Consider the following 5,000-nt stretch of genomic DNA (forward strand, 5'->3'; position numbering starts at 1 on the left):
GCGTGGGGATACCAAATCAAATCGCCGTATTGCGGATGGGCGAGGGTGAGGCGCGTGCCTTCGGCGAGGGGGACGGCTTTGCTGATGCGGACGGTCGTGCCGTTCGGGTCGAATCGGATGGCGTGTTGGGGAATGTAGTGTGTGTCGCCGGTGTTGGCCAAACCGAGCAGCAGGGCGGCTTGGGCGTTGACGGGGCGGCGGATAAGGGTTTCCGGCGTGCCGTGTTGGAGGATGCGGCCTTCGTGCATGATGGCGATGGTGTCTGCCATGGTGCAGGCTTCCTCGGCGGAGTGGGTCACGAGGATGGCGGGGATGTTTTGACTGCGGATGCGTTCGGCGGTCAGGGTGCGCAGGTGGTAGCGCAGGTGGGTGTCGAGGCTGGAGAAGGCTTCATCCAGGAGCAACAGCGACGGGCGCGTAATTAGGGCGCGTGCGAGGGCGAGGCGTTGCTGTTCGCCGCCGGAGAGGCTTTCGGGTTTGCGTTGCGCTTCGTGTTCCAAACCGATGTCGCGCAAGGCCTGCATGGATTGTTCTTCGATTTCGGCTTTGGGCAGACGGCGCATTTTGAGGCCGAAGCCGACGTTGTCGAGGGCGGTTAAATGCGGCAAAAGGGCGTAGTCTTGAAACATCAGCGAGATATTGCGTTTTTCAGACGGCATGTCGGTGATGTTTTCGCCGTTGAGCCAAACTTCGCCGCTGTCAGGACGCACCAGGCCGACGATGGTTTTGAGCAGGGTGGATTTGCCGCAGCCGGAGCGGCCGAGTACGGCAAGGATTTCGCCTGCTTCGACGTTTAGGTTGATGTCTTGGGCAACGGTTTTGCTGCCGAAGCGTTTGTTGATGTTTTTGAGTTGCAACATGGTTTCAGACGGCCTTTAAAAATGGGGTCGGCAACGGATGCTGTCGAGCCATGCGGACAGCGGATGTTTGGGGTCGATCAGGCCGTATCGCCGGCAGGCTTCGATCGTGACCAACTGGGCATCGTGCATCATGTGCCCGCTCAACATGGCATCGAGCAGGGTGGGGATGTCCATCAGTTCAAAACCGGCGACTTCGCCGTCTTGGTTGGCGGGTTGGAAGCCTTCGGGCAGGACGATGTCGAAGATATACAGAATTTCGTTGTGGACACCGCGATTAACGGGGCGCAAACTATATATTTGGGCAGTCGGTCGGATATGGGGTGTCAGAGAAGCGGGAATACCAGCTTCTTCTTCGCCCTCGCGGCAGACGGCTTCAGACGGCCTCTCGCCGCTGCTGATACCGCCTCCGGTCAGATTGTCGAGTTTGTTCGGATCGACGGCTTTGTGCGGACTGCGGCGGCCTATCCAAAAGCGCAAACCGTCTTCTGTTTCGACCAATCCGTTCAAATGCACTGCCTGACTCATCAGGCCGAACGGACGGAAGGCGGCGCGTTCGAGTGCGCATAAAGGCCGGCCCGACTGGTCGCAAATGTCGAACTTTTCACCGCGCCAACCCTTGAGCCAACCGCACTCGCGCCATTGTCGCGCCAGTGTTTGCAAACTGTCGCCCATTTCTGCCCAGCTGTCGGTTTTCAAGTTCAGGCCGTCTGAAAGGGTCGACTGCCTGCCTGTCCAATCTTGCCCGAGGCGTTCGCGCCATAACGGGTTCAGACGGCCTAAAGGCAGACCGTTGAGATACAGAATACACCAATCGTCGGATGCGCCATAGCTTGTTTGCGCCCAATCCCACAATTCGTCGTGGACATCGGGTGTGAATACCTGTTCAAAACGGAAAGACTGAGACATGGCGCATCCTCCAAAAGAACTAAAGATACGTCGATTTTAGCCGTTTACGGCGAATTTGCAAAACAACCGCACTACCCGAAAACCGCTATAATAGAGTAAACCATCCGAAACGAGCACATCATGAGCGAATTGAGCGAAATCCTCGCCTATAACCAACATTTCGTCGAAACGGGCGAATACGAAAAATATTTCACCAACAAATACCCCGGCCGCGAGCTGGCCATCCTTTCCTGCATGGACGCACGCATTATCGAGCTGCTGCCCAATGCGTTGGGCTTGAAAAACGGTGACGCCAAGCTCATCAAAAACGCCGGCGCGCTGGTGACCCATCCTTGGGGTTCGGTGATGCGCAGTTTGTTGGTGGCCGTATTTGAACTCAAAGTCAAAGAAATCATGGTCATTGCCCACCACGACTGCGGTATGCGCGGATTGCACGCCGAAGAGTTCCTCCAACGCGTACACGACAGCAATATCCCCGACGACCGCATCGAAACCCTGCGTAATGCCGGTATCGATTTGGACGGCTGGCTGACCGGTTTTGACGATGTCGAAGACAGCGTGCGCCATACCGTCGAGCTGATTCGCAAACATCCGCTGATGCCCGACAATATCGCCATCCACGGCCTGGTCATCCACCCGACCACTGGCAAGCTCAACCTGATTGTTGACGGCAGCCTGCCTGCTTCAGACGGCCAAAACATCTAACGCAGACACCACGAAATGAAAAACATCGGATTATTCGGTGGCACGTTTGACCCCATCCACAACGGCCACCTCCACATCGCCCGCGCCTTCGCCGACGAAATCGGTTTGGACCTTGTCGTCTTCCTGCCGGCAGGCGACCCGTACCACAAAGACAGCACGCGCACGCCGGCACAAGAGCGCCTCAATATGGTTGAACTCGCCATCGCCGACGAGCCGAAATTCGCCGCCAGCGATTGCGACATCGTCCGCGACGGCGCAACTTATACGTTTGACACCGTCCAAATCTTCCGCCAGCAGTTTCCCGGTGCGCAATTGTGGTGGCTGATGGGCAGCGACAGCCTGATGCAGTTGCACACATGGAAAAAATGGCAAACCCTCGTGCGCCAGACCCATATCGCCATTGCCATGCGCCAAGGCGACAACCTCAACAAAACCCCGCGCGAATTGCACGCATGGCTCGGCGAAGCACTGCAAAACGGCAGCGTCCGCATCCTCAACGCGCCGCTGCACAACACCAGCTCCACCCAAATCCGCGCCAATCTCGCCAAAACGCACCATTCAGACGGCCTGCCGCAACCCGTCGCCCAATACATCCGCCAACACAAACTCTATGAAAAATAGCGTTTATTCAGGCAGATAAGCTATAATGCCGTCTGAAAACATTTCAACTAGGAAAACAATGAACGAACAAGAATTGCAAGACCTGCAAAAAATGGTCGAAGTGGCCGTAAACGCCCTCGAAGACATCAAAGCCAAAGACATCTCTGTTTTGGAAACCCAAGACAAAACCTCCCTGTTCGCCCGCATGATTATCGCCAGCGGCGACAGCACACGCCAAGTGAAAGCACTGGCGAACAACGTTGCCGTCGATTTGAAAGAAGCCGGTTTCGAAATCCTCAGCACCGAAGGCGACAGCGGTGAATGGACGCTCGTCGACGCAGGCGACCTCGTTGTCCACGTCATGCTTCCTGCCGTGCGCGACTTCTACGACATCGACACCTTGTGGGGCGGAGAAAAACCGAGTTTCCACGCCGGTATGCAAAAACCTTGGCACGCCGCCGACTAAAACAGTTTATCCATACAAAGGCCGTCTGAAACTTGAAAGCAAGCAAGTTTCAGACGGCCTTTTGCTATAATTCCATTCTTTTCACATTATTTAATTCATTGCACCATCATGCCGCATCCCGATTTCGCCCAAACCCTCTCCAAAGACCGCCATTTTCTGCGATCTGCCTTTAAAAACCCCAAGAAATACGGCGGCTTGGCCAAGGTCGAGGAAAAATACAAAAAATCGCACGACCTCTATCTGCAACGCCTGTCCAAACTGCCCAAGCCCGAATTCGACAACACGCTGCCCGTTCACGAAAAACTCGACGAAATCAAAAAAGCCATTGCCGAGAATCAGGTAACAATTATTTGCGGCGAAACCGGTTCGGGCAAAACCACGCAGTTGCCCAAGATTTGTTTGGAACTCGGGCGCGGGGCGGCAGGATTGATCGGGCATACCCAGCCGCGCCGTTTGGCCGCGCGTTCCGTAGCGGAGCGGATTGCCGAAGAGCTGAAATCCGAAATCGGCAGCGCGGTGGGCTATAAAGTGCGCTTTACCGACCACACCTCGCGCGATGCCTGCGTCAAGCTGATGACCGACGGCATCCTGTTGGCAGAAACCCAAACCGACCGTTATCTCGCCGCCTACGACACGATTATCATCGACGAAGCGCACGAACGCAGCCTGAACATCGACTTCCTCTTGGGCTACCTGAAACAACTTCTGCCACGCCGCCCCGATTTAAAAGTCATCATCACCTCGGCAACCATAGACGCGGAACGCTTCTCCCAACACTTCAACGGCGCGCCTGTTTTAGAAGTGAGCGGGCGCACCTACCCCGTCGAAATCCTCTACCGACCGCTTACCAGCAAAGACGAAGACGACGCGGAAGTCGAGCTGACCGATGCGATTGTCGATGCAGCGGACGAATTGGCGCGATATGGCGAAGGCGATATTTTGGTATTCCTGCCGGGCGAACGCGAAATCCGCGAAGCCGCCGAAGCCCTGCGCAAATCCACACTGCGCCGCAACGACGAAATCCTGCCCCTGTTTGCACGCCTGTCGCACGCCGAGCAGCACAAAATCTTCCACCCCTCTGGCGCAAAACGACGCATCGTGCTGGCAACCAACGTTGCCGAAACCTCGCTCACCGTGCCGGGCATCAAATACGTCATCGACACCGGCCTTGCGCGCGTCAAACGCTATTCCGCACGGGCAAAAGTGGAGCAGCTTCATGTCGAAAAAATCTCCCAAGCCGCCGCCCGTCAACGCTCCGGCCGCTGCGGCCGCGTCTCCGCAGGCGTATGTATCCGACTGTTTTCAGAAGAAGATTTCAACAGCCGCCCCGAATTTACTGACCCAGAAATCGTCCGCAGCAACCTCGCCGCCGTCATCCTGCGCATGGCATCGCTGAACCTCGGCGATGTGGCAGCATTCCCATTTTTAGAAATGCCCGATTCGCGGTATATCAATGACGGTTT

The 5,000-nt window shown here is 56.2% G+C and carries 6 protein-coding genes; 4 read left to right on the top strand and 2 right to left on the bottom strand.

All coding sequences use genetic code 11. The annotated features are described in order from the left end of the window. The coding region (locus Q1M25_RS08000; RefSeq protein WP_300483728.1) for an ABC transporter ATP-binding protein at window positions 1-860 on the bottom strand (860 nt) is incomplete at its 3' end. A 15-nt stretch (window positions 861-875) separates the two neighbouring features. Beyond that, window positions 876-1,766, bottom strand: a complete 891-nt coding sequence (locus Q1M25_RS08005) for an NUDIX domain-containing protein (protein WP_300483730.1) — start codon at window positions 1,764-1,766, stop codon at window positions 876-878. Between the two features lie 120 nt (window positions 1,767-1,886). On the opposite strand from Q1M25_RS08005, the gene Q1M25_RS08010 reads away from it, so the two are divergent. The 4 genes from Q1M25_RS08010 to hrpA all read left to right on the top strand — a co-directional run. Further along, entirely contained in the window at window positions 1,887-2,471 is a 585-nt protein-coding gene (locus Q1M25_RS08010) for a carbonic anhydrase (RefSeq protein WP_049336840.1), read from the top strand. A 15-nt stretch (window positions 2,472-2,486) separates the two neighbouring features. Continuing rightward, window positions 2,487-3,092, top strand: coding sequence for a nicotinate-nucleotide adenylyltransferase (gene nadD, locus Q1M25_RS08015; RefSeq protein ID WP_003749340.1), 606 nt, complete (start codon window positions 2,487-2,489; stop codon window positions 3,090-3,092). A 58-nt stretch (window positions 3,093-3,150) separates the two neighbouring features. Continuing rightward, window positions 3,151-3,537 carry a ribosome silencing factor gene (gene rsfS / locus Q1M25_RS08020; RefSeq protein ID WP_002246503.1) on the top strand — a complete coding sequence of 129 codons (387 nt, stop codon included), beginning with the start codon at window positions 3,151-3,153 and terminating at the stop codon, window positions 3,535-3,537. 108 nt (window positions 3,538-3,645) lie between these two features. Next, a partial coding sequence (gene hrpA, locus Q1M25_RS08025) for an ATP-dependent RNA helicase HrpA (protein ID WP_300483738.1) occupies window positions 3,646-5,000 on the top strand: 1,355 nt, incomplete at its 3' end.

The organism is uncultured Neisseria sp., from assembly GCF_951230505.1.
Taxonomy (GTDB): Bacteria; Pseudomonadota; Gammaproteobacteria; order Burkholderiales; family Neisseriaceae; genus Neisseria.